Raw genomic sequence first — 23520 nt, 5'->3', positions numbered from 1 at the left:
CCCGGTCGGCTCAACCGTCGTACGCCGCCGACACGTACACCGTCCGCGGCGGCAGGTACTCCACCACCATCACCACCGTGCCCGTCTCGATGCGGTCCTTCGGGGAGGAGGGATAGGCGAGGAAGTGCTCGGCGCCGCCGCGGATCCGGACGATCACCTCGCCGACGAGCCCCGGCCCGATCGTGCCGGTCACCCGTCCCATGAGGCCCACCATCGACGCGTCGTCCATGGTCCCCACACTACGGGCCGGCAGGCGTCCCGAAATCAGGTACGGCACCGTCCACTTCACCGCTCGGCCAACGCTCGTACCACCGCTGGTCCGCCTCCAGCTGCGCGGCCAGCGACACCAGGAGCGGCTCACTGTTCGCGGGCCCGAGCAGCTGCGCGCCCACCGGCAGGGAGCCCTCGACGAACCCCGCGGGGACGTTGACGCCGGGCCAGCCCAGCACGTTCCACGGCCAGGCGTACGGACAGGCGGCGATCATGGCCCGGTCGGTTCCGAAACCGCTCAGATCGTGCAGTGCGCCGATGCGCGGCGGGGGAGCGGCGGTCGTCGGCGCGAGCACCACGTCGTACGTGTCGAAGAGCGCGCCGACGCGCCGGTGCAGCCTCGCCTCGGCTCGCCGGGCCAGCCGCAGCGGGGCCCCGCCGAGCACCCGGCCCAGCCGCGCGGCCTCCAGGGTGCGCCGGTCCAGCAGGCCGGGATGGGGTGTCTCGCGGACCCGCTCGGCGATCCCGGCGGTGGCGCGCGGGACGAAGGCCAGCCCGATCTGCCCGTACGGCGGGTCGGCCTCCTCCACCTCGTGGCCGAGCGCGGCCAGCCGCTCCGCGAGCGCGAGGACCCGGGCTCGTACGTCGGGCCGCAGCCGTGCGGGCAGCGCCGTGAACGGCGGTTTCAGCGAGAGCGCGATGCGCAGCCTGCCCAGGTCCCGGCCGACCGCGTCCGACACGCGCAGCGCGGACGGGCGGTGCAGATCACGCTCGTGGCTGCCGCTCGCCGCGTCCAGCAGCAGCGCTGCGTCCTCGACCGTACGGGCGAGCGTGCCGTTGACCGTGATGCCGTGGAAGGACTCCGCGCGAGGCCAGGTCGAGATGCGGCCGCGCTGCGGTTTGATGCCGATCAGATGCGTCCAGGAGGCCGGGATCCGCACCGAGCCCGCGCCGTCCGAGCCCAGCGCGGCGGGCACCAGACCGGCCGCGACCGCTGCCGCCGAACCGCCGGACGAACCGCCCGGCGTGTGCGCCCCGTTCCACGGGTTGCGGGTGTCGCCGAAGGCCGGCCCCTCGGTGAAGGGCCACTGTCCGAACTCGCAGGTGTTGGTCTTGCCGACGACCACGGCCCCGGCCGCCCGCAGCCGGCGGACCGCCTCGCCGTCCTCGGCCACCGGCGGGAACTCCCCGCGGCAGCCGAACGCGGTCGGCTCGCCCGCCACGTCCATGTCGTCCTTGACCGCCACCGGCACCCCGAGCAGCGGTCGGCGTTCGCCCGCCGCCAGCTCCTTGTCCGCGGCGTCGGCCTCGGCGAGCGCTGCCTCGGCGCGCACCAGCCGGAAGGCGTTCAGCGTGCCCTGAGAGGCCTCGATCCGGGCGAGGGCCTCCTCGACGAGCGTCCGCGAGGACACCGTTCCCTCGGCCAGGGTGCGGGCACACTCCGCGAGACCCGCGGCACGGTCGGGAGACACGGGAGTCATACGGCCACCTCCGGAAGCGCGTTGTCTACTGAACGGTAACGTCAAGGCGGGCCCAGCGGTACGGGATGGGTAACTTCCCTCGCCGGAGCGGTGATTCGCCTGTCAACGGCACCGCGCCCACCGCTCGGTGGGCACGTCGGTCCTTGACTTCGAGAGCGCTCCAAGATCTACCGTCATGACAGTCGGTGACGGTCCGACGGTGAGCCCAGGTGACGGAGACGGACATGCGGGTCGGCGTACACATCAACCGGTTCAACCACCCCCGGGGCGCGGCCGCGCTCGGCCCCGAGCTGGCCGCCGCGGGCGCCGCCGCCGAAGCGGCGGGCGTGAGCTGGATGTCGGTCATGGACCACTACTTCCAGATGGAGTTCAACGGCGGCGCCGAGAGCGACATGCTGGAGGCCTACACGACCCTCGGCTTTCTCGCGGCCCACACCTCCACGGTCCAGCTCGGCACGCTGGTGACCGGTGTGACGTACCGCCATCCAGGACTGCTCGCCAAGATCGCCACCACCCTCGACGTCCTGTCCGGCGGCCGGGCCACCCTGGGCATCGGCGCAGCCTGGTACGGCCGCGAGCACGAGGGGCTGGGCGTGCCGTTCCCGCCGCTCGCGGAGCGCTTCGAGCGTCTTGAGGAGACACTGCGGATCTGCCTGCAGATGTGGGACCCCGAGGCCAACGGGCCCTTCGAGGGCAAGCACTACCGGCTCGCCGAAACGCTCTGCGTACCCGCGCCGGTGAGCACTCCGCGTCCGCGGATCATGATCGGCGGGGGCGGCGAGAAGAAGACCCTCCGGCTGGTCGCCCAGTACGGGGACGCCTGCAACCTCTTCGCCTCGACCCCGGAGGAGGTCGCGCACAAGCTGGACGTCCTGCGCGGGCACTGCGACGCCGTGGGGCGCGAGTACGCCGACATCCACAAGACGCTCACCCACTCGGGCGACCCGCGGGGCGGGGCCGAACTCGACGCCTTCACCCGGGAGTTGGAGGGCTACGCGAAGCTCGGTATCGAGACGGTGATCCTCGGCCCACGCGTGGACGAACCGGCCGAGTGGATCGAGCGGAGGGTGGCCCCGGCGGTCGAGCGACTGGCCGAACTCGGCTGAACCACAAGGCGTTTGGCGTGGCCCGACCCGTAGGGCTTCGGGTGCGCGCGGCCTACGCGGGCTGGTGGTGCGTCAGTGCCACGAACCGCTCCAGCACCCGGGCCACCCCGTCCTCGTCATTGGAGGCGGTGTGGAACCGCGCCGCCCTCCTGACCGACGGATCGGCGTTGGCCACGGCGTACGAGCGGCCCACCGCCCTGAGCATGGGCAGGTCGTTGGGCATGTCGCCGAACGCGGCGATGTCGTCGGCACGTATACCGAGCTCGGCGCTCCAGGCGGTCAGCGCGCTGGCCTTGGTGACCCCCGGAGCGCTGAACTCCACCAGCGCCAGCCCCGTGGAGTGCGTGGTCTCGGCGTCCGTGCCCGCGCTGACATGCGCCCGCGCATGGAAGTCGCGCAACGACAGCGTCGGATGATGCGCCAGGATCTTGAGTACCGGACGGCCGGGAGCCCTGGCCAGCAACTCCGCGGCCCCGCCGATCAGTTCGACCTCGGACTCACCGTACGACCAGGCGGGGTACGCCGGTTCGTGGCCGAAGACCGTCTCGTACTCGAAGGCGAAGGACACACCAGGCACCGCCGCGCGCACGCGTGCCACGAGCGGGGCCACCGAGGCGGCAGGAAACGGCGACAGTCGTACGGGCGTGCCGTCGGGCGCGTACACGGCGGCGCCGTTGGCGGTGACGGCGAAGTGCCGGCCGATGTCGCGGTGCAGGGCGGGAAGGCCGCGCGGGGGACGGCCGGTGACGAGGGCGAGGCGGATCCCTGCCGCCTCGGCCGCCGCGAGCGCTGCCGCCGTCCGTCCGGAGAGGGTCCCGTCGCCGCGCAGCAGCGTCCCGTCCAGGTCGGTGGCCACGAGCTTCGGCGGCGTGGCGGGCTCGGAGGCCGGGTCGGGCGTCGTCGTCATCGTGGACCGGTGCCTTCCGGGCCGGACCGAGGGCCCGGCCCTGTGGGGACCGGTGGTGCCGGGCGGCGGCCACCGGACGAACGTACGGGAGGGGGCCGGAACCACGTCGGTTCCGGCCCCCTCCCGGCCTCGCGGCTGGCCGCGGGAGTCTCTCGTCGTCAGGCGGCGACGGGCGCGCCGGCCTCGCCGTGGATCCGGCCGATGACCTCGGTGAGCTGAGCGGCGACCTCGGTGTCGTCGGCCGGGTGCGTCTCGGCGAAGCGGACCACGGAGCCGGGGATGGAGAGCTTGACGTCCTCGAGGACCTTGGCGCCGGCGATGCCCGCGGCCTTGCGGGTCTCGTCCTGGGCCCAGACGCCGCCGAACTGGCCGTAGGCGGTGCCGACGACGGCGAGGGGCTTGTCCTTCAGGGCGCTGTCACCGAACGGGCGGGACAGCCAGTCGATGGCGTTCTTCAGGACGGCCGGGATGGTGCCGTTGTACTCGGGAGAGAAGAGCAGCAGGGCGTCGGCGGAGGCCGCGGCCTCGCGCAGCCGGACGGCGGCGGCCGGGACGCTGCCCTCCACGTCGATGTCCTCGTTGTAGAACGGGATCTCGGCGAGGCCCTCGAACAGGTCGACCTCCGCGCCCTCGGGGGCGAGCTTGACGGAGGCCTCGGCGAGCTGGCGGTTGTGCGAGCCGGCGCGGAGGCTGCCGACGAGCGCGAGGATGCGAACAGTCATGGGGAACTCCAAGGGGGTGAAACATTGCCGTTACGATCCGGACCGAGGTCCGTTTAGAGTTGTAGCACCTAAACGGACCGTGGTCCAGTTTTCTTCCCGGGGCGATACGCTGTGTTCATGTCCGCCTCCCTGCCGCCCTTCCCGAAGTCCCAGGAACCGACCGGAGAGCCCGTTCTGCTGGAGCTCGGCTCCGCCGAGGACGAGCCCTGCCTGCGCGCCGACGCGGCGCGCAACCGGGCCCGGCTGCTGGAGGCGGCCACGCGACTGATCGAGGAGCACGGAGCGGCCGGCGTCACGATGGAGGCGGTGGCGGCGGCGGCCTCGGTGGGCAAAGGGACGGTCTTCCGCCGCTTCGGCGACCGCACCGGCCTGCTGACGGCCCTGCTCGACCACTCCGCGAAACAGCTCCAGGCGGCCTTCCTCGGCGGGCCGCCGCCGCTGGGCCCCGGGGCGCCGCCCGTCGAGCGGCTGCGAGCCTTCGGCCAGGCCGTCCTGCGTCAGGCGGCCGACCATCTGGAGCTCCAGCTGGCGGCCCAGCCGGAGGCGGCCCGCCGCCACTCCAACCCGCCCACGCGTCTTCTGTCCGGTCACGTCACCCTGCTGCTGCGGCAGGCGGTGCCCGACGCCGACTGCGTCCTCCTCGCCCAGACCCTGATGGGCTATCTCGACCCCGCCCTGATCCACCACCTGACCAAGGAGTGCGGGATGTCGATCGAGCGCCTGGAGGCGGGATGGATCGACCTGGTCGCGCGTGTGACACGTACGGAACTGCCCCAGTAGGGCCCCCACTTGGGCCGCCCCGAGCCCGGGGCGGCGGTTCCGCAGGTCCGGCCCGCGCGGCGCCCCCGGCCCCGAGCCCGTCCCCGGCTTCTGCGAAGATGCCGTACGTCATGGTGCAGATACCGAAAACATCCGCCCCTACGCCGCCCGCGCCGCACTCCGTGCCCACGAGTGCCGATGTGGCCCGCCTGGCGGGGGTCTCGCGAGCGACCGTCTCCTACGTCCTGAACAACACCAGCGCCGTACGGATCAGTGAGCCCACCCGTCGCCGGGTCCACCAGGCGGCCAAGGAACTCGGATACGTCCCGCACGCCGCGGCCCGCAGTCTGCGCGCCGGGCACAGCCGCATGGTCCTGATGCCCGCGCCGGACGTGCCCGTGGGCCCGCTCTACAGCCAGTTCTTCAACGAACTCCAGTGGGCCCTGAGCCGGCTCGACTACACCGTCGTGCAGTACGGCAGTGTCGGCCTCCAGGGCGACGAGGCGGCCCGCGCCTGGGCCGAGCTGCGTCCGGTCGCCGTGCTCGTGCCCGGCAGCGGACTCGGCGCGGAGGGCGTGGCCGTCCTCAAGCGCTCCGGCGCCCGGGCCGTCGTCACCCTCGGTCCCGACCGGGTCGAGGGCGCGCACGCCCTGATCATGGACCACCACGAGGTCGGCCGGAGCGCCGGCGCCCACCTGCGTGCCCGCGGCCACCGCCGCGTCGGAGTCGTGATGCCCGAGGACCCCGGCCTGGAGATCTTCTCCAAACCCCGGTTCGAAGGCGTACGGCAGGCCCTCGGCGGCGCGGACGCGTCGGTGACCGAGGTGTCGCTCGCCTACGACGAGGAGGCCGCGGCCCAACTCGCCGCGCGCTGGAGCTCGTTGGGGCTTGACGCCGTGTTCGCGTACAACGACGAGTACGCGATGCTGCTGATGCGTGCCCTTCAGGATGAGGGCATCGGCATTCCGGGGGACACTGCTGTCATCGGCGCCGACGACCTGATGCTCGGCCGGCTGCTGCGTCCCCGGCTGAGCACCGTCCACGTCGAGCTCCCGTCCGGACGGGAGCTGGCCGAGCTGGTCGACCGCGCGGTGCGGGAGCCCGGCGCCCCGCCGGAGGCGCACGAGGTGCTGGGAGCGACGGTCGTGCACCGCGAATCGAGCTGAAGACCTGGGAGGCGCGTCATGCGGACCACGGTCGGCATCATCGGCGGGGGCCCGGCCGGGCTCCTGCTGGCCCGGCTGCTGCACCGGACGGGAATCGACTGCGTCGTCCTGGAGAGCAGGACCCGTGCGTACGTCGAGCAGCGGCAGCGCGCCGGGATGCTGGAGCAGGGCACGGTGGACGCCCTGTGCGAGTGCGGCGCCGCCGACCGGCTGGAGGCCGAGGGACTGGTCCACAACGGCATCGAGCTGCGCTTCGACCGAGAACGGCACCGCATCGACTTTCCCGTGCTCACCGGCGGCCGCACGGTCACGATCTACGCCCAGACGGAGATCGTGAAGGACCTCGTGGAGCTTCAACTCGCCGACGGACCGCCGCTGTTGTTCGAGGCCGAGGTCCTCGCCGTCGCGAACGCGGTCGAGGAGCCGGGCGGCGGCGCACCCCTCGTGCGCTTTGTGCACGACGGCCGCGAACAGACCCTCACCTGCGACTACGTGGTCGGCTGCGACGGCTTCCACGGCATCGCCCGCGACGCCTTCCCGGCCGCCGTCAGCCGCACGTACGAGCACGAGTACCCCTACTCCTGGCTCGGGATCCTGGCCGATGTGGCGCCCTCCTGCGAGGAGTTGGTCTACGCGCGTGGCCCACGTGGCTTCGCGCTGCACAGCATGCGCTCGACGTCGGTGTCGCGGCTGTACCTACAGGTCCCGAACGGCACCGACGCCGACGACTGGCCCGACGAACGCATCTGGGACGAGCTCGACGCACGCTTCGCGATCGACGGCGACTGGCGGCTGGAGCGCGGCCCGATCACCTCCAAGTCGGTGACCGGCATGCGCAGTCACGTCCACGAGCCGATGCGCCACGGACGCCTCTTCCTCGCCGGGGACGCCGCGCACATCGTGCCGCCGACGGGTGCCAAGGGGCTGAACCTGGCCGTGTCCGACGTCCGGGTCCTGGCCCGCGGCTTCGCCGAGCTGCACCAATCGGGATCGACCCAACTCCTCGACTCCTACTCGGAGTTGTGCCTCGACCGGGTCTGGCAGGCGACGCGCTTCTCGTACGACATGACTAGGATGTTGCACGCTCAACCAGATGGGGATGCCTTCGAGGACCGGCTGCAGCTCGCGCGACTGCGAAGGATCGCGGCATCCCGCCCCGCGGCCGCCGAACTGGCCGCGAACTACACGGGACTTCCGCTCGCGGCCACCGTTCGCGCTGTGGGTCCCACCGGTGTCCACTGACCGATCGGAGAGCCGACATGCCGCTGCTCGACCCGGAGAACTGGCAGTCCCACAAACTGGCGGGCGGTGAGTACGCCGTCACGGAGCCCGCGACCGGCGACCCGCTCGGCACCGTCACCCTCGCCTCCGCCGAGGACGTCACGGCAGCCGCCGGGGCCGCCCGCGCGGCCCAGGCGGAGTGGGCCCGCGCCCCGCACTTCGTCCGTGCCGCCGTGCTGCGCAAGGCCGGCGACCTGTTCACCGCGCACGCCGACGAACTGCGCGACTGGATCGTGCGAGAGTCCGGCTCCATACCGGGCAAGGCCGACTTCGAACTCCACGTCGCGGCCCAGGAGTGCTACGAGGCCGCCGCGCTCGCGTCGCGTCCGGCAGGGCAGGTCCTGCCGTCCGAGGCGGCCCGGCTGTCGTACACGCGTCGGGTCCCGGTCGGCGTCGTGGGAGTGATCTCGCCCTTCAACGCCCCGCTGATCCTCTCGATCCGCTCGGTGGCCCCGGCGCTCGCGCTCGGCAACGGCGTCGTACTGAAGCCGGACCCGCGCACCGCGGTCTGCGGCGGCCTCGCGCTCGCCGCGGTCTTCGCCGAGGCGGGCCTTCCGGAAGGGCTGCTGCACGTGCTGCCCGGAGGCCCGGAAGCCGGACAGGCGCTGGTCGCCGACCCGCAGGTGCCGGTGATCTCCTTCACAGGCTCAACCGCCGCCGGACGCGCGGTGGGTGAGGCCGCGGGGCGCCATCTCAAGCGCGTACACCTGGAGTTGGGCGGCAACTCCGCGCTGATCGTGCTGGAGGACGCCGACATCGACGCGGTGATCTCCACAGCGGCCTGGGGCTCCTTCTTCCACCAGGGCCAGATCTGCATGACCACCGGCCGCCACCTCGTGCACGCCTCCCTCTACGAGGAGTACGTCGAGCGGCTCGCCGCGAAGGCCGACTCGCTGGCCGTCGGAGACCCGCACCGGGAGCACGTGCACCTCGGGCCGATCATCGACGACGCCCAACTGGCCAAGATCCACGGCCTGGTGGAGTCCAGCACCGCACGCGGCGCGAAGCTGGCGGCGGGCGGCACCCACGACCGGCTGTTCTACCGTCCGACGGTCCTCGCCGGGGTCGACGACTCGACCCCCGCGTACACCGAGGAGGTCTTCGGCCCGGTCGCGCCGGTGCGCTCCTTCAGCACCGCCGACGAGGCCGCCGCCCTCGCCTCCGACGGGCCGTACGGCCTCTCGCTGGGCATCGTCACCCGGGACACCGCGCGTGGCCTCGACCTCGCCGAGCGCGTCCCCACCGGGATCGTCCACATCAACGACCAGACCGTCAACGACGAGGCCGTCGCGCCCTTCGGCGGCATCGCCGCCTCCGGCACCGGCGCCAGGTTCGGCGGCGAGGCCAACCTGGAGGCCTTCACCGACCTGCGCTGGACGACGGTGCGAGGGGACGTGGCGGGCTACCCCTTCTAGGGGCGCAGACGGGTTACCGGATCCGCCGGCGGCGTCGGCGGATCAGGCGGCGGATCACTGGGCCTGCTGGCCCTGCTCCGCGACGGACCTGCGGACCTCGTCCATGTCCAGCTTCCGGGCCTGTCCGATGACGTCCTCAAGGGCGGCCTCGGGCAGCGCCCCGGGCTGGGCGAAGACCGCGACCTGGTCACGGACGATCATCAGCGTCGGAATCGACTGGATGTTGAACGCCGCGGCCAGCTCCGGCTGCGCCTCGGTGTCCACCTTGCCGAAGACCAGATCGGGGTTGGCCTCCGCCGCCTTCTCGTAGACCGGGGCGAACTGGCGGCACGGGCCGCACCAGGACGCCCAGAAGTCGATCAGGACGAATTCGTTGTCCGTGACCAGCTGGTCGAAGTTGTCCTTGGTGAGCTCCACGGTGCTGCTCATGGCGTTGAATCCCTCTTCCTGGGGTCGGGGCCTTGCCGCTGTCCACAACGGCGTCGATCAGTGGCGTATTCCGCGCACGTACCCGTGTGGCCACGGCCCACACCAAGGACCAGACTGGCCCCATGACGGAATCGGAATCCATCGCGTACGACGTCGTGGTGCTCGGGGCCGGGCCCGTGGGGGAGAACGTCGCCGACCGCGCCCGCGCGGCAGGCCTCTCCGCCGCGATCGTGGAGAGCGAGCTGGTCGGCGGAGAGTGCTCCTACTGGGCGTGCATGCCCAGCAAGGCCCTGTTGCGCCCGGTCATCGCCCGTGCGGACGCACGCCGAGTGCCGGGGCTCAGCCACGCAGTACAGGGCCCCCTCGACGCCGCCGCGGTCCTCGCCCACCGTGACGGCTTCACCTCGCACTGGAAGGACGACGGTCAGATCCAGTGGCTCGACGGCATCGGCGTCGACCTCTACCGAGGACACGGACGGCTCGCCGGACCACGCAAGGTCACGGTCGACGGCCCCGACGGGGAGCGGCACGTCCTGACCGCCCGGCACGCCGTGGCCCTCAGCACCGGTACCCGCGCGGTCGTGCCCGACCTGCCCGGGATCGCCGAGGTCAAGCCCTGGACCAGCCGGGAGGCCACCAGCGCGCACGCCGTGCCGGGCCGCCTCGTGGTCGTGGGCGGCGGGGTCGTCGGCGTCGAGATGGCCACCGCCTGGCAGGCCCTCGGCTCCAAGGTCACGCTCCTCGTCCGGGGCAAGGGCCTGCTCCCCAAGATGGAGCCCTTCGCCGGGGAGCTCATCGTCGAGGCGCTGACGGAGGCGGGCGCCGACGTGCGTACGGGCACGTCGGTCGAAGCGGTGACCCGGGACGGTACGACGGTCGTGGTCACCACCTCCGCGGGCGACCGCATCGAGGCCGACGAGATCCTCTTCGCCACCGGCCGCGCCCCGCGCACCGACGACGTCGGACTGGAGACGATCGGCCTGGACCCCGGTTCCTGGCTGTCGGTCGACGACAGCTGCCGGGTGACGGGCAGCGACTGGCTCTACGCGGTCGGCGACGTCAACCACCGGGCCCTTCTCACCCACCAGGGCAAGTACCAGGCCCGTATCGCCGGCGCCGCCATCGCGGCCCGCGCGGCCGGTGTCCCGCTCCTGGAGACCGACCCCTGGGGAGCCCACTCGGCGACCGCCGACCACGCGGCCGTTCCCCAGGTCGTCTTCACCGACCCGGAGGCCGCCGCCGTCGGCCTCTCCCTCGCCGAGGCCGAACAGGCTGGTCACCGGGTCCGCGCGGTCGACGTCGACCTCTCCTCGGTCGCCGGCGCCGGCCTGTACGCCGACGGCTACCGCGGCCACGCCCGCATGATCGTCGATCTCGACACCGAGACCCTCCGGGGCGTCACCTTCGTCGGCCCCGGCGTCGGTGAACTGCTCCACTCCGCCACGATCGCGGTCGCCGGAGAGGTCCCGGTGAGCCGACTGTGGCACGCGGTGCCGGCGTATCCGACGGTGAGCGAGGTGTGGCTGCGGCTGCTGGAGGCGTATCGGGACGCGTGAGCGCTCCGCCGGCCCCTTCAAAGGGCGCGGGGTCTCAACTCCCCTCGGGCAGTTCGAAGCCGAGGTCCGCTGCCGCCTGCTTCGGTGTCGGGTGGGACCAGCGTTCCGCCATCGCCTCGTTCGAGGAGAGGGAGCGCAGTTCGGCGCGGTCCAGGTAGAGGGTGCCGTTGAGGTGGTCCGTCTCGTGCTGGACTATGCGGGCGGGCCAGCCCGTGAACACCTCGTCCAGCGGGCGGCCGTTCTCGTCCTGGGCCAGCAGCCGCACCTCGAGGGGCCGGGCCACCACCGCCTGCCAGCCCGGCACGCTCAGACAGCCCTCGAAGAACGCGACGCGGGCGGGACCCACCGGCTCGTACGTCGGGTTGACCAGGACGCGGAAGGGCAGAGGCACCCGGCCGCGTGCCTCGCGGATCTCGTCCGGCACCGGTGCCGGGTCCTCGACGACCGCGAGGCGCAGCGGCACGCCGACCTGGGGCGCGGCCAGCCCGACGCCCGGTGCCGCGTGCATCGTGTCGCGCAGGGCCGCGACGAAGCGCGCGAGGAGCGCCGGGCCAAGCTGGCCGTCGAAGGGCTCGGCCGGGCGGCGCAGCACCGGGTCACCGGCGGCGACGATCGGTAACGGGCCTGTACGGGAGAGCAGTTCCTCCACCTGGTCGCTGAGGGATGAGGGAACGGAGTCAATGGGGGAAGCCATTCCGCCAGGATGCCAAAGCGGGATGCCGGGGCGCGAATCGGCTCTCTGGAGGGGAGTGAGGGTGTCGCCTCCATGGCTTCCCCCTGGACTCCTATCCCGCGGCCTCCAGCAACGCCGTCACGCTCTCCCGGGCGCGCGCGACCCGCGACCGTACGGTCCCGATCGGGCAACCCACCGCCGACGCGGCGTCCGCGTACGGGAGGCCCGCCAGCTGGGTCAGGACGAACGCCTCGCGCCGTGGGGCGTCCAGGGTCTCCAGGAGATCGAGCAGGGCCACGCCCTCGTCGAAGCCGGGCAGCCCCCGCGGCTGAGCGCGCTCGGCGGCCGTCTGCCAGTCGCCGGTGTCGGACAGCCGCGGCCGGGCCGCCGCCGTGCGGAACCGGTCGGCCACCGTGCGGCGGGCGATCGCCAGCAGCCAACTGCGGGCGCTGGAGCGGGCGGAGAACCCCGGCAGGGCGGTCAGCGCGCGCAGGAACGTCTCCTGGGTGAGGTCGTCGGCGCCGTGCACATCGCCGCTGAGGTGGGCCACGAAACGCCATACGTCCCGGTGGGTGGCCCGCACGAACCGCTCGACCGCGTCGGGGTCGCCGGCCCCGGCCGCCAGGGCCCAGCGGGTGATCCGTTCGTCGTCGTGTGCCTGAAGCAGGGCAGAAGCCATCGCAGGTGGTCCTTCGGTGAAGGGAAGCACGGAGTGAGGAGAGCGGCGTACGGCCCGCGCGACCCGGAGGCACGCGCGCGTGGACCTACGGCAACGGCACGCGCGCGTGGCTTCGTACGACGTCTGGGCGCCGTACGACGAGGACCGGGACTTGGTCGCCGGGCACGCGAGCTGTCCGCCGACAGCTGGCACGTACGCCGCGGTTCCGCCCGTCACCGGTTGCGGGACGGGCGGTCAGCAGGCGGCCGGTGCGACCGGCGGACCCCTCCGCGCGACGGCGTACTCCAGCAGAACTCCGCGCAGTCGACGCACCGGTACGAACACGGGCGTCCGTACGGGCCCGGCCGGCCGCCCGGCCGCCGACACCCGCAACGCCCTCAACGTCCGCCGCAGCGGCTCGAAGAGCGCGGTGCCGAGCAGCCGGCCGGTCCGGTACGCGATCGCCCGCGCCGTGCGGAACGCGGCCTCCTCGCCGCGCCACAGCCACACACCGCAGACGAGTGCGGCGAGCAGGTGGGCCGCGAACATGCCGACGTCACCACCCATGAGCAGGGTGTCCGCCGGTGCGGGGCTCATGGGGTGCGTATGGCCCGCATCCATGGACGCGGGGGGCATGAAGGTGTCCGACGAGCGCACGCTCTGGGCGAGTCCGAACACCTGGTGCAGCCCGAGCTGTGCCACGACCGTGGCCCCGGTCACCAACCCGACGCCGCGCTCCCGCCCGGTGAGCCACCACGCGGCGGCCGTCGTCGCGGCGAACGCGTACCCGACGGCCCACCACGGCAGGCCCGCCCCGGACATCAGCGCGTGCCCCAGGGACGCCGACACCACGCACACGGCCGCGAACACGGCGGCACGCGCGAGGCGGAAGGCGATCCCGGAGGTCATGGCGAGCATCGTGCCAGTACAGGGCCGCCCGGAAGACCGGAGCCCCGATATGCGCCTCGCGATGTGACCCACACCACGCGAACCTCCGGGAACTCGACGCCCCCGCCCACCGACTACTGCACCGCAACGGCCGAGCACGGCCCGTCGTCCCCTGCCCCACCGGAGAAGCCCGCCGATGACCACCGCTCCCACGACCGAGACGGACGAGTCCCCGCAAGCCGTCGCCCCCTCCCCGAAACGCGGCCCCTGGTCGCCGCTGCGCCCCCTGGTCCTGCGGCTGCACTTCTACGCCGGAGTGCTCGTCGCCCCGTTCCTGCTGGTCGCCGCCACGACCGGTTTCCTGTACGCGGCGTCGTTCCAGGCCGAGAAGATCCTGTACTCGCACGAGATGACCGTCCCCGTCGGCGACGAGAAGCTGCCGATATCCGAGCAGGTCACCGCCGCCCGCAAGGCCCACCCGGAGGGCACGGTCTCCGCCGTACGCCCCTCGCCGAAGGACGACGAGACCACCAGGGTGATGCTGTCCGGCGTCCCGGGCATCGAGGAGACGCACGCCCTCGCGGTGTTCGTCGACCCGTACACCGCCAAGGTGCGCGGCTCGCTCGAACAGTACGGATCCACCGGCGCGCTGCCGCTGCGCACCTGGATCGACGAGTTCCACGCCAACCTGCAGCTCGGCCAGAACGGCCGGCTCTACAGCGAACTCGCCGCCAGCTGGCTGTGGGTGATAGCGGGCGGCGGTCTGCTGCTCTGGTTCAGCCGCCGCCGTACGCAGCGCAAGATACGCGGCACCACCGGCCGCCGACGCACACTCGGTCTGCACGGCACGGTCGGCGTCTGGGCCGCCCTCGGGTTCTTCTTCCTCGCGGCGACGGGCTTGACCTGGTCGACGTACGCCGGAGCGCACATCGACGAACTGCGCACCCAGCTCCACCAGGCCACCCCCGCGGTGTCGGCGGCGGCGGGCGGCGAGCACTCCGGCCACGGCTCCGCCTCGGCCGAGGGAGGCGTCGAGCACGGCGTCGGCCTCGACAAGGTGCTGGCGTCCGCGCGGGCGAAGGGCCTTGGCGACCCGGTGGAGATCGTCCCGCCCGCCGACGCGGAGTCCGGGTACGTGGTGAGGCAGGTCCAGCGCAGCTGGCCCACCAAGCAGGACGCGGTCGCCGTCGATCCGTCGAACGGCGAGGTCACCGACACGGTGCGGTTCGCCGACTACCCGGTCCTCGCGAAGCTGAGCCGCTGGGGCATCGACGCGCACACCGGAGTCCTGTTCGGCATCGGCAACCAGCTGGTCCTGATGGCCCTCGCCCTCAGCCTGATCCTGCTCATCCTGTGGGGCTACCGCATGTGGTGGCAACGCGGCCGAGCCTCCTCCTTCGGCCGCCCCATCCCCCGCGGCGCCTGGCAACAGGTCCCGGCCTACGTCCTGGTCCCCCTGATGGCCCTCATAGCCGTCCTCGGCTACTTCGTACCCCTCCTCGGCATCCCACTGGCGGCCTTCATCGCCGCGGACGTCGTGCTGGGCGAGATCGCGTACCGCCGCGGAAAGCGGACGTACGCGACTGCCAAGTAGCGGCCCGCCGTTGACGCGCGGCCGGGTCCTTCGGGCGGGGACCCGGCCGTACGGCAACGCCGCAACGCCGAGGTTGCGAAGAGACGTTCGCGAAGAACTCTTCCGGAAGAGTTCTTCGCGTTCTACGCTGCGCCTCATGGCGGACGACGACATCACCCTCGACACGGCCGCACTTCGTGTACTGGCGCACCCCATGCGGCTCGCACTGCTGAACCGACTCCGTCGGCAAGGCCCGGCGACCGTACGGCAGTTGGCCACGCACTTCGAGCTGGACTCCGGCGCGGCCAGCTACCACCTGCGGCGGCTCGCGGCGGGCGGACTCATCGAGGAGGACACGGGGCGGGGGACACGACGGGACCGGTGGTGGCGTGTGCGGCACAGGATCTCGACGCACGACCCGTCCACGTCACCGGACACGACCGAAAGCCGTGCGTACGTACAGGCTTTGGCCCTGACCGACGGCGAGACGCTGCGCAGGGTGGCCGCCGAGGTCGTACCGGCCCTGCCCGACGAGTGGTTCGGGGTCAGTGCGTTCATGAATCAGACGGTCCATCTGACGCCCCGTCAACTCGAAGCGATGAAGCAGGAGTTGGCGGGAGTGATCGAGCGGTACCGGACGGGGGAGCCGACCGAGGGGGCCGAGCGGGTGGCCGTGCAGCTGCAGATGTTCCCGTGGCTCGCCGAAGAGACGTGACCGCGAGGCCCGCCTTCCGCGATCCGGACGTCCTGCGCTGGCTGGGCGCCTACACCACGTCGGTCACCGGCGACGTCGCCTACTTCATGGCCCTGTCCTGGGCCACTGCCCGGGTCGCGGGTCCCGCACAGGTCGGTCTCGTACTCGCCGTCGGGGCGATACCCCGTGCCGTGCTCATGCTGGGCGGCGGGGTGCTCGCCGACCGCTTCGGCCCGCGCCGCGTCCTGATCGGCAGCGACCTCGTACGGTGCGGGGTGCTGCTCGGTGCCGCCGCCGCGACCTGGGCCGGCGGCCCTCAACTGTGGCTGCTGTACGCCCTGTCCGTGCTCTTCGGCGTGGTCGACGCGGTGTTCATGCCGGCGGTGGGCGCCCTGCCACCGAGGCTCACGGACCAGGGGCAACTGGCCCGCGTACAGGGCATGCGGGTCCTGGCGGTTCGGTTCGGCAACGCGGTGGGCCCGTTGGTCGGCTCCTTCGCTCTGGCCGTGGTGGGGGCGACGGGCGCGTTCGCCGTGGTGGGGGCGCTGTTCGCGGTGTCGTTGGGGCTGTTGTCGGCGGTGCGCATGACGCCGGTCGCCGCTACGGCAGTCGCAACCGCGCCGGTGGAGGGGGACGTCGAGCCCGCGCCGATGCGACGCGGTCCCGCCGAATCGGATCCGCCCCGGCCGCTGTCGGCCGACCTGCGCGACGGCCTCCGCTATCTGCGCGGTCACCGGCGACTGCGCCGCCTCGTCTGGGTCGTCGCCCTCGGTGAGATGTGCTTCAGCGGCCCGCTCGCGGCCGGACTCGTCCTTCTCGCCGATGAAAGGAAGTGGGACGCCGCAGGTCTCGGCTGGATCCTCGCCGCGTTCAGCGTCGGCGGAGCCATCAGCGCTCTCGCGATGGCCGCGGCCAGCCGGGTACCACGCGCCGGAGTCGTTCTGGCGGTCTCGCTCGCCGCCACCGCCGTTCTGGTCGCGGCGCTGGGCAGGGCCACGACACCAGGAACAGCCGTCGTGCTCAGCGGGCTGCTCGGCGCGGTCAGCGGCGTCGCGATGGTTCTTGGCAACGCCATGCTGCAGAAAGAGGCCGAGCCCCGGTACCTGGGGCGCGTCACCTCCGTGACGACCCTCGGCACCTTGGGGCTCAGCCCTCTGCTCTTCCCGCTCACCGGCCTGGCCGCCGCACGCTGGGGTACGGCGGCCTTCTTCGCCGGGTGCGGCGCGATCTGCGTCCTGGCGGCCGCGACCGCGCTCAGCCCGCCGCTGCGCGGCGCACGCCTCTAGGCGCTCCCGACTCTCCCGGTACTCACAGGGTTCTTCCGGTACTCACAAGGACTCGAACTCGCCCGCGAGGGCCGAGGCTAGGCGGATGTGGGGCTCGGCCTCGTCGGTTCGGCCCTGGCGTTGGAGGGTGCGGCCCAGCATCAGACGGGCGTAGTGCTCCACGGGGTCGCGCTCGACGAGCAGCCTCAACTGGTGTTCCGCGCGGCCCAGTTGGGCCGAGTGGTAGTACGCGCGGGCCAGCAGCAGTCGCGGGCCCACCTGCTCCGGCACCTCCTCGACCAGGCCGTCGAGGATGCGTGCCGAGGCGGCGTATTCCTTGGCGTCGAAGAACATCCGGGCGCGCTCCCAGCGCTCCGCGGGCGTCCCGTGGTCGTAGTACGTCGTGTCCACTTCCGACCTCCTTCGACGGGCAGAACGACGCCGTTTCGTTGAATATTCCACGACCTCGACGGGGTGCCCGGTTGAGGCTGCCGATGGCTGCTACATCCGGGCCAGTTCGGCGTTCGCCCGCTCGGTGACGAGTGTCAGTACGCGGCCTGCCGTCGCCAGGTCCTCGGCGGGAATGTCCGCGTAGATCCGGGCGGAGATCTCGCCCGTCTCGGCGGTGACCCGCTCGAACAGCTCCCGGCCGACGGGCGTGAGCCGCAGCCCGGAACCGTCCGACGGGACTTCTTCGACCAGCTTCGCCGCCACCAGTTCGTCGATGGTGGTCCGCACCGCCGACTCCTCGATCTTCAGCGAGCCGCTCACGTCGGCCGCCACCTCGTCGCGCTCGATCGGGGTGTCCGCGATCGCGACGACCCTGAGGGTCACCGACTGGTTGAACGTGTTGCCCGTACGCGTCAGAACGCGCTCCAGGACGGCACGTCCCGCGTAGTGGGCCAGGGCGATGACGCGGCCGTTGACGATGGGTGTAGTGGGTGTCGCAGTGGTCATGACTGCTCCGTCTCGTTCTCGGTCGGCGGATCGAGGGGATCAAGCGGTACGTCCAGCAGGGTCGCCAGTTCGCGGCTGAAGGCCTTCGCGCGTGGCCCGTCGAGGCCGCCGAGTGGTGTCAGCAGTTGTTCCAGCAGCCCGTGGACGATCCCGATCGCGCGGCGGGTGACCTCGCGACCCTGATCGGTGAGCGTCAGCTGCACCGCGCGGGGGTCGGCCGGGTCCCGCGTGCGCTCGACGAGTCCGGCCGCCTCCAGGGCGCGGGCGAGCTTCGACACGTACAGCGGTTCGAGCCCTGTGTGGTCGGCGAGTTGCCGCTGGCTGGGGCGGAGTCCGGCCCGGTCCATGCCGTAGAGCGAAGCGACCAGCGAGTACTGCGCGTGGGTGAGGCCGAGCGGTGCCACCGCCCGGTCCACGGCGACCCGCCATTTCATCGACAGACGCCACACCAGGAAGCCGGGCGTCGCGCCCTCGGGATTCGTACTCACGAGAAATACGGTACATGGCTACTATGTACATGGCTAGTATTTATGGAGCGGGCGACCGGTCCGCCGACCGGCGGGTGGATGGCCTGACGGAGAGTCCTTCGCGGGGCTAGGTTGTGGGCCATGAGCAATCTTGATCGCGAGGCAGTTCCCGCTCTGTGCGGCGGCCGGGGTTTCGTGGTGGCGGAGCCGGTGCGTGAGCTCCTCAGTCCCCGCCGGGTCAAGCTCGGCGAGTCCAGCGAGGTCCGCCGTCTGCTGCCCAACCTGGGCCGGCGCATGGTGGGCGCCTGGTGCTTCGTCGATCACTACGGCCCCGACGACATCGCCGACGAGCCCGGCATGCAGGTTCCGCCGCATCCGCACATGGGCCTGCAGACCGTCAGCTGGCTCCACGAGGGCGAGGTCCTGCACCGCGACTCCACCGGCAGTCTCCAGACGATCCGGCCGCGCGAGCTGGGCCTGATGACGTCCGGCCGGGCCATCAGCCACTCGGAGGAGAGCCCCAAGTCGCACGCCCGCTTCCTCCATGGCGCGCAGTTGTGGGTGGCGCTCCCCGACAGCGACCGCCACGCCGACCCGCTGTTCGAGCACCATGCCGAGCTGCCCGTCGTCACCGCCCCCGGCATCGAGGCCACGCTCATCCTCGGCGGCGTCGACGGGGCCGCCTCGCCCGGGACGACGTACACCCCGATCGTCGGCGCCGACCTGGCCCTCGCCCAAGGGGCGGACGTACGCCTCCCGTTGGAGCCGGACTTCGAGTACGCCGTGCTGTCCATGTCCGGCGAGGCCCACGTCGACGGCGTACCACTGCTGCCCGGTTCCATGCTCTACCTCGGCTGCGGCCGCTCCGAACTTCCCCTGCGCGCCGAGTCGGACGCCGGCCTCATGCTCCTCGGCGGTGAGCCGTTCGAGGAGGAGCTGATCATGTGGTGGAACTTCATCGGCCGCTCCCAGGAGGAGATCACCCAGGCCCGCGCGGACTGGATGTCGGGCTCGCGCTTCGGTGAGGTGGTGGGGTACGGCGGTGCCGCGCTGCCCGCTCCCGAACTGCCGCCCGTGCCCCTCAAACCACGGGGGAGGGTGCGCTGACCAGCGGGAATCCGGGGGAACCGTCGCGGGGTCGCGCGGCAACGGCGACTTGCCTGCCCGCCCCTTCACACTGGTCGGGGCCCGCACCATGGCCTCTGTCGGTCTCTCTGGAGCCGTGCAGCCGCCGGACCAGAGACGCCGCGCCGGTGTCAGTCCCGGTCGTCGCCAAGGATCCCCTTCGCCATCGTGGAGGCCTGGATGCGGCTGGTGACGCCCAGTTTTCGAAGGATCGCCGAGACATGCACGCTCGCGGTCTTGACGGAGATGAACAGTTCGCGGGCGATCTCACCGTTGGTCAGGCCGCGTGCCAGCAGCCGGAGGACCTCGCTCTGGCGGTCGGTCAGGCCGAATCCGGCGCCGACCGACGCCCGGCCAGGGTCTGCGGGGACCGACCGGTCGAGAGCGATACCCGCGCGCCCGGCGAAGTCGCCGATGTCCCGGGCCAGCGGCTCGGCACCGATCTCCCGGGCGCTGCGGTGGGCCTCGTACAGCAGGGGCGCGACGGTGGCACGTGGCGCGCGGGACATGAGAAGCGCCTCGGCGTGGCGCCGACGTGCGTATGCGGCGAGGTAGGGGTCCAACTCCCGGTCCCGGTCCGCGGAGAACCGCTCCCACAGGTCGGGATCCGGCCCGGACACGTCCAGCCGGGAACACTCGGCGCGGGCCAGCAGCGCGTAGCCGAGGTGGTCGGGCGAGGGCCGGCCACCGCGGGCCCGGACCTGCGTGACCAGCGAATCCGCGAGGTCGGCGAACCGGCGGGCCTTGGCCGGCGTCGAAGCCGGGTCGGGGCGGCGGCCGTGACAGCGGTCCTCCTCGACCATCTCGGCGACAGCGCGTACGGCGATGGCGCACAGCCGCGGGCCGAGCGACTCGTGTCCGCTCGTATGACGCGAACCGAGTCCGCGTTCGGCCAGTGCGAGTGCGTCCGCCCAGTCTCCGCGGGCAACGGCGAGTTCGGCTTGGTGTCCCAGCACGCCGACGCTCCACAGCATTTCCTCGGTGGTGAAGATGGCGTCGAGTCCGCCGAGCAACTCCTTGGCCGCGACCAGTCGCCCGCGCCTGGTCTCCAGCCCGGCCAGCTGGATCTCGATCTGCTGGCAGAAGAAGCGCTCCACGACCTCCCCCAGCGCCCGCTCCGCGACGTCCGAGGCCTCGCGCAGCCGCCCGAGCCGGACCAGAGCACGTACCGCGCAGCCTTCGATGGCGGGCGCGAACGTGCCGGTCAGGCCGAGGTCCCTGGTCAGCCGCGCGCCCTCGGCGGCCCGCCGCAGCGCGAGCTGTGGCTGCCCGGCTGACACCAGGTTCTCGCACAGCGACCAGTAGCTCCGCGCGACCGCCGACGGCTCGTTGGTCTCCAGGGCGAATGTGACGGCCTCGCCGAGCCGGTCCAGGCTTTCCTCCAACCGTCCGAGCTTGAACAGGGACGATCCCAGGGAGCACAGCGCGAGCGACAGGACCGGGGTGGCACCGGTCTCCCGGGCGTCCGAGATGGCCTGCTCGGCGTAGCCGATCGCCTCCTCGTCGTAGGAGCGCAGCATCAGGCCCTGGGCCATCGACTCCAGTACCCGGGCGCGTTCGGGTGAGGCGGGCGCTCCCGCCACCAGGCGGGCCGCTTCCTCGTACGCGGTACGGGAGGTCTTCTGGTCCGCGGAGGTCAGCGCATAGCAGCCCTGGCGCTCCAGCAGTACGGCCGCACGTGCCGGCTCAGCGGTTCTGTCGACCTCCAGCAGGGCCTCCGACACCAGAGCGAGGGCTCGCGGGTTGTTACCGGCTCCGGCGGCCGACTCGGCTGTGTGGAGCAGGAGTTGATGACGCGTCATACCGGCGGGCACCGGTGCGCCGGGGACGTGCGGCCACATCCGCAGCATCCGTTCGAACTGGACGTGGGCCGCCGCGGGGGAACTGGCCCCGACCGCGAGGTCCGCCGCCCGGCGGGCGGCCGCCAGGGCCTGCGCGGACTCACCCGCGCCCTCCCAGTGCCGGGCCAGCTCCGCGGCATGCGCCGGCGCGACGTCCGCCGGTGAGGGACCTCGGTCCTGGAGAGTCCGGGCGGCGCGGCCGTGCAACCGGGCGCGCTCGCCGGCCAGTACCGTGCGGAGGACCGCTTCCTGCGCCAGCTGGTGGCGGAAACGGTAGCCGTCGGACGTCGACACCAGTAGAAAGTGGTCCACCGCCTCGCGCAGGGCCTCCTCCAGGACGTCGTCCGGCAGACGGGCGACGGCGGCGAGCAGCAGGTGGTCGCTGGAGCGGCCGATCACCGAGGCCGCCCGCAGCACCTGCCCCGCGGCCGGTCCCAGCCGGGCGAAGCGGGCGTGCAGCGCATCGCTCACGGTCGCCGGAAGGCGGCCGGTCCCGCCATCGGCGGCGAGCAGTTCCTCCGTGAAGAAGGGGTTTCCCTCCGCCCTGCCGAAGAGATCGTCCACGAGGGACGCGGAGGCGCGCTCCCTGAGGAGTTCGCACACCTGTCGTTCCACCTCGGCACGTGTCAGCGGCAGCAGCCGCAGCCTGTCCACCTGCCGGTCGCGGGTCAGTTCGGCGAGCAGCGCGCCGACCGGATGGCCGGGGACCAGCTCGTCGCCTCGCACGGTGACGACCAGCAGGACGGAGTCCTTGCGCAGTACGCGGGAGAGGAACGCCAGCAGGTCGCGGGTGGACCCGTCGGCCCAGTGCAGGTCCTCGACGATCGCGACGGTGGTCGTGCCCTGTCCGGCGAGCAGATCCGCGACCTTGCGGAAGAAGCGCCCGCGGTCCCGGATCCGGGCGGATGCCGGCGAGGCGTCGAGGCCGCGCAGGATGTCCAGGATCGGCGCGTACGGCACGTCGTCCACCAGCGGCGGACAGTACCCCACCGGCACCCGTACGCCACGTTCGGCGGCGGCCCGCGCGAAGCTGTCCACGAGCCTCGTCTTGCCGATGCCGGCGTCACCCTCGACCACCACCAGCCGTCCCTCGCCGCCGTCGGCCCGGTGCAGCGCGGCGTCCAGAACGGCCAGTTCCACCGACCGTCCCACCATCACCGGCGAGGAGTACAAGGGGTTCGGCATCGAGGCCGAAGCTAGGACTCGGGGCCCTGCCCGTCAATGGACATATGAGGTAGAGGCAGGGGCGGAACCAAGGATTCTCCCGATGTGTTGCCACCGGGAGGCGGTGAGGCTGTGGGGGTCCGACGGCGGCGTCCACGGGGGGTGCCGCCGCGGACCCACCCACAGGGGGAATCGGATATGCGCGACACATACAAGATGGTGCTGGCCACCGCGATCGCGGCGGGGGCCGTCACCGCCTCCCAGGTGATGCCGGCCGTGGCGTTGCCCGCCGCGCCCGGCACCGCCTCGGTCTCCAACGGGACACTCACGTACGACGCACGCGTCAACCAGGCCAACCGGGTCACCGTCAGCCGTATCGGGGTGGCGTCCTACGAGGTCGACGACCGCCGTCGGATCACGGCGGGGGCCGGTTGTCAGCGCGTCGGCGCGGATGTGACGAAGGTGCGGTGCGCGGGCGTCCAGCGGATCGTGGTCAACACCCTCAACCTGAACGACTCCGTCGGTGTCAGCACGAACGTCCACACCCCGACAACTCTCAACGGGGGCATAGGAAACGACACCCTGATCGGCGGTTCGGGTCGTGACCTGCTTCGTGGAGGCGCGGGGAACGACGGACTCGCGGCGCGCGACGGCATCGACGTGCTCAACGGCGGCTCCGGCAACGACCGGCTGTCCGGAGGCGCGGGCAGGGACACGCTGAGCGACGACGCCGGCGACGACACGATGAACGGCGACGAGGGCAACGACCAGCTCAATGGCGGCGCAGGCAACGACACGCTCAACGGGGGCGCGGGCGACGACACGCTGAGCGGTGTCGCCGGAAACGACGTGCTCAACGGGGACGCGGGCAATGACACGCTGCGTGGTGGCTTCGGCAGGGACCGGCTGTTCGGCGGCTCGGGCCGGGACTCGCTGACCGGCGGTCCGGGCTTCGACCGGCTGAACGGCGGCACGGGAGTCGACTCCTGCAACGGCGAGGTCCGCGTCAGCTGCAATCCGTAGCCAGTAGGGGTTGGAAGGGCCACCGGCAGCCCTTCCAGCCTCATGTTGAGGTGGAGGGCGGCACCTCAACAACAGGCGCCGACGGGTATGCCCTGGGAGGGATGAGCGACAGACTCGGCAGCGCCAGGCTTCGTCGTATTGCGCGTTGCGCGTCGCGTGG

The 23520-nt window shown here is 72.2% G+C and carries 23 protein-coding genes; 11 read left to right on the top strand and 12 right to left on the bottom strand.

Going from position 1 to position 23520, the window contains the following annotated elements:
• Window positions 1-10: 10 nt before the first annotated feature.
• Entirely contained in the window at window positions 11-229 is a 219-nt protein-coding gene (locus ACH4YP_RS00975) for a hypothetical protein (protein ID WP_398488758.1), read from the bottom strand.
• Between the two features lie 10 nt (window positions 230-239).
• On the bottom strand, window positions 240-1682 hold the full coding sequence (locus tag ACH4YP_RS00970; protein WP_398489429.1) for an amidase: 1443 nt from the start codon (window positions 1680-1682) through the stop codon (window positions 240-242).
• 233 nt (window positions 1683-1915) lie between these two features.
• On the opposite strand from ACH4YP_RS00970, the gene ACH4YP_RS00965 reads away from it, so the two are divergent.
• A complete protein-coding gene (locus ACH4YP_RS00965; protein ID WP_398489428.1) occupies window positions 1916-2797 on the top strand; it encodes an LLM class F420-dependent oxidoreductase in 882 nt (293 codons plus the stop codon).
• A gap of 52 nt (window positions 2798-2849) precedes the next feature.
• On the opposite strand, the gene ACH4YP_RS00960 is transcribed toward ACH4YP_RS00965, so the two are convergent.
• A complete protein-coding gene (locus ACH4YP_RS00960; protein ID WP_398488757.1) occupies window positions 2850-3704 on the bottom strand; it encodes an HAD family hydrolase in 855 nt (284 codons plus the stop codon).
• 158 nt (window positions 3705-3862) lie between these two features.
• Entirely contained in the window at window positions 3863-4426 is a 564-nt protein-coding gene (locus ACH4YP_RS00955) for an NAD(P)H-dependent oxidoreductase (RefSeq protein WP_361070603.1), read from the bottom strand.
• A gap of 117 nt (window positions 4427-4543) precedes the next feature.
• On the opposite strand from ACH4YP_RS00955, the gene ACH4YP_RS00950 reads away from it, so the two are divergent.
• The 4 genes from ACH4YP_RS00950 to ACH4YP_RS00935 all read left to right on the top strand — a co-directional run bounded on the left by ACH4YP_RS00950 (window position 4544) and on the right by ACH4YP_RS00935 (window position 9047).
• Window positions 4544-5206, top strand: coding sequence for a helix-turn-helix domain-containing protein (locus ACH4YP_RS00950; protein ID WP_361070601.1), 663 nt, complete (start codon window positions 4544-4546; stop codon window positions 5204-5206).
• 110 nt (window positions 5207-5316) lie between these two features.
• A complete protein-coding gene (locus ACH4YP_RS00945) occupies window positions 5317-6351 on the top strand; it encodes a LacI family DNA-binding transcriptional regulator (RefSeq protein WP_398488755.1) in 1035 nt (344 codons plus the stop codon).
• A gap of 18 nt (window positions 6352-6369) precedes the next feature.
• Entirely contained in the window at window positions 6370-7593 is a 1224-nt protein-coding gene (locus ACH4YP_RS00940) for a 4-hydroxybenzoate 3-monooxygenase (RefSeq protein ID WP_398488753.1), read from the top strand.
• A 17-nt stretch (window positions 7594-7610) separates the two neighbouring features.
• Window positions 7611-9047, top strand: a complete 1437-nt coding sequence (locus ACH4YP_RS00935) for a benzaldehyde dehydrogenase (RefSeq protein WP_398488752.1) — start codon at window positions 7611-7613, stop codon at window positions 9045-9047.
• A 54-nt stretch (window positions 9048-9101) separates the two neighbouring features.
• Here ACH4YP_RS00935 and trxA read toward each other — a convergent pair whose 3' ends face one another.
• Window positions 9102-9476, bottom strand: a complete 375-nt coding sequence (gene trxA, locus ACH4YP_RS00930; RefSeq protein WP_361070590.1) for a thioredoxin — start codon at window positions 9474-9476, stop codon at window positions 9102-9104.
• Window positions 9477-9598: 122 nt separating this feature from the next.
• On the opposite strand from trxA, the gene ACH4YP_RS00925 reads away from it, so the two are divergent.
• Window positions 9599-11032, top strand: coding sequence for an NAD(P)/FAD-dependent oxidoreductase (locus ACH4YP_RS00925; RefSeq protein ID WP_361070587.1), 1434 nt, complete (start codon window positions 9599-9601; stop codon window positions 11030-11032).
• Window positions 11033-11066: 34 nt separating this feature from the next.
• Here ACH4YP_RS00925 and ACH4YP_RS00920 read toward each other — a convergent pair whose 3' ends face one another.
• The 3 genes from ACH4YP_RS00920 to ACH4YP_RS00910 form a co-directional block, all read right to left on the bottom strand.
• Window positions 11067-11726 carry a peptide deformylase gene (locus ACH4YP_RS00920; RefSeq protein WP_398488751.1) on the bottom strand — a complete coding sequence of 220 codons (660 nt, stop codon included), beginning with the start codon at window positions 11724-11726 and terminating at the stop codon, window positions 11067-11069.
• Between the two features lie 91 nt (window positions 11727-11817).
• A complete protein-coding gene (locus ACH4YP_RS00915) occupies window positions 11818-12384 on the bottom strand; it encodes a sigma-70 family RNA polymerase sigma factor (protein ID WP_361070581.1) in 567 nt (188 codons plus the stop codon).
• Window positions 12385-12618: 234 nt separating this feature from the next.
• Window positions 12619-13272 (bottom strand): hypothetical protein, encoded by a 654-nt coding sequence (locus ACH4YP_RS00910; RefSeq protein ID WP_361070579.1) that lies wholly within the window; start codon window positions 13270-13272, stop codon window positions 12619-12621.
• Between the two features lie 175 nt (window positions 13273-13447).
• Between ACH4YP_RS00910 and ACH4YP_RS00905 the strand changes: the two genes are divergently transcribed.
• The 3 genes from ACH4YP_RS00905 (at window position 13448) to ACH4YP_RS00895 (ending at window position 16804) form a co-directional block, all read left to right on the top strand.
• Window positions 13448-14845: a PepSY-associated TM helix domain-containing protein gene (locus ACH4YP_RS00905; protein WP_398488750.1), complete on the top strand. Its 1398-nt coding sequence runs from the start codon at window positions 13448-13450 to the stop codon at window positions 14843-14845.
• Between the two features lie 136 nt (window positions 14846-14981).
• Window positions 14982-15539 (top strand): winged helix-turn-helix domain-containing protein, encoded by a 558-nt coding sequence (locus ACH4YP_RS00900; protein ID WP_361070573.1) that lies wholly within the window; start codon window positions 14982-14984, stop codon window positions 15537-15539.
• Window positions 15536-16804: an MFS transporter gene (locus ACH4YP_RS00895; protein ID WP_398488749.1), complete on the top strand. Its 1269-nt coding sequence runs from the start codon at window positions 15536-15538 to the stop codon at window positions 16802-16804. Before ACH4YP_RS00900 ends, ACH4YP_RS00895 begins: the two co-directional genes overlap by 4 nt.
• 42 nt (window positions 16805-16846) lie before the next feature.
• Here the strand turns inward: ACH4YP_RS00895 and ACH4YP_RS00890 are convergent, their stop codons facing one another.
• The 3 genes from ACH4YP_RS00890 to ACH4YP_RS00880 form a co-directional block, all read right to left on the bottom strand.
• Entirely contained in the window at window positions 16847-17194 is a 348-nt protein-coding gene (locus ACH4YP_RS00890) for a tetratricopeptide repeat protein (protein ID WP_398488748.1), read from the bottom strand.
• A 90-nt stretch (window positions 17195-17284) separates the two neighbouring features.
• Window positions 17285-17740 carry a MarR family winged helix-turn-helix transcriptional regulator gene (locus tag ACH4YP_RS00885; RefSeq protein ID WP_398488746.1) on the bottom strand — a complete coding sequence of 152 codons (456 nt, stop codon included), beginning with the start codon at window positions 17738-17740 and terminating at the stop codon, window positions 17285-17287.
• Window positions 17737-18228 carry a MarR family transcriptional regulator gene (locus ACH4YP_RS00880; protein ID WP_361070559.1) on the bottom strand — a complete coding sequence of 164 codons (492 nt, stop codon included), beginning with the start codon at window positions 18226-18228 and terminating at the stop codon, window positions 17737-17739. The genes ACH4YP_RS00885 and ACH4YP_RS00880 overlap by 4 nt, the downstream gene beginning before the upstream one ends.
• Before the next feature lie 120 nt (window positions 18229-18348).
• Between ACH4YP_RS00880 and ACH4YP_RS00875 the strand changes: the two genes are divergently transcribed.
• A complete protein-coding gene (locus tag ACH4YP_RS00875; RefSeq protein WP_398488745.1) occupies window positions 18349-19314 on the top strand; it encodes a pirin family protein in 966 nt (321 codons plus the stop codon).
• A 149-nt stretch (window positions 19315-19463) separates the two neighbouring features.
• Here the strand turns inward: ACH4YP_RS00875 and ACH4YP_RS00870 are convergent, their stop codons facing one another.
• The gene (locus ACH4YP_RS00870; protein ID WP_398488744.1) at window positions 19464-22358 is read right to left on the bottom strand and encodes an AAA family ATPase; all 2895 of its coding nucleotides are present in this window, start codon (window positions 22356-22358) and stop codon (window positions 19464-19466) included.
• Between the two features lie 177 nt (window positions 22359-22535).
• Between ACH4YP_RS00870 and ACH4YP_RS00865 the strand changes: the two genes are divergently transcribed.
• A complete protein-coding gene (locus ACH4YP_RS00865; protein WP_361052396.1) occupies window positions 22536-23360 on the top strand; it encodes a calcium-binding protein in 825 nt (274 codons plus the stop codon).
• Window positions 23361-23520 lie beyond the last annotated feature (160 nt).

The sequence above is a fragment of the Streptomyces sp. NPDC020747 genome (assembly GCF_044334695.1).
Taxonomy (GTDB): domain Bacteria; phylum Actinomycetota; class Actinomycetes; order Streptomycetales; family Streptomycetaceae; genus Streptomyces.
The sequence above is the reverse complement of the archived record's forward strand: the minus strand, read 5'-3'. Positions and strand labels throughout refer to the sequence as shown.